This window comes from Stenotrophomonas geniculata ATCC 19374 = JCM 13324 (assembly GCF_001431625.1).
In the GTDB taxonomy this organism is placed as follows: domain Bacteria; phylum Pseudomonadota; class Gammaproteobacteria; order Xanthomonadales; family Xanthomonadaceae; genus Stenotrophomonas; species Stenotrophomonas geniculata.
In genome coordinates this window covers 1-768 of the sequence record NZ_LLXT01000043.1, presented here as the reverse complement: position 1 = coordinate 768, position 768 = coordinate 1, and the positions used below count along the sequence as shown (strand labels likewise).

Sequence of the window (768 nt, the reverse complement as noted above, 5' to 3'; positions counted from 1 at the left end):
CGCTGGCGCGCACGGTCACCGGGTGGCCGGAGGCGAGCAGGCGATAGCCGATGCCTGCATTGACCAGCGTGTAGTCGGGCAGCTTCAGGGTGTTGTCGGCGTCGTACCAGACATCGCCGTAATAGCGCACGGCGGCGTAGGTCTCCAGCCCATCCACCCATGGCAGCTGGTAGGTGGCATGCAGTACTGCGCTCCAGCGCGCAGCACCTGCGGTGCGCTTGCCTTCCTGCGAGGCGCTGCCCGGAGACAACTTGTCGTAGGTCGGGTCCAGCCAGGTCACGCCGCCCCCCACCGTCAGCGCGTCTGTCACGTGCAGGTCGCCATTGGCTTCGATGCCTTCGTACAGCGTGATGCCGTCCTGCACCAGGCGAGGCAGGCTGCCGGCGATCAGCTGGTCGATGTTGGCGCCACGTTCCAGCCGGAACGCCGCCAGATTCGCATTCCAGCGTGCCGCGTCGACCTTCGCGCCGATCTCGTACTGCTTGCTGATGGTCGGGTCGAGCACGTCGCCGGCGTTGGCGTAGCTGTTGCCCACGCGGCTGCCCGCTTCCAGCGATTCGATGTAGCTGGCGTAGAGTGTGACCGCCTCGCTGGGCTTGAACATCACGGCGTAGGTCGGTGTGACCGGGTAGGTGTGGTAGCGGCCCTTGGTCTCGTAGTCATTGTAGCGCCAGCCCGCCAGGACCGACCAGCCGCTGCCGAGATCGACGGTATCGCTCGCGAACACCGCCTGCTGCACGGTCTCGTCGCCGCGGGTCATCACCCGTA

The 768-nt window shown here is 66.5% G+C and carries 1 protein-coding gene; it reads right to left on the bottom strand.

Annotation, left to right across the window (positions count from 1 at the left end):
• Positions 1-768, bottom strand: a 768-nt coding sequence (locus tag ARC63_RS02565) for a TonB-dependent receptor domain-containing protein (RefSeq protein ID WP_139042359.1), incomplete at both ends; no start/stop codon positions are given.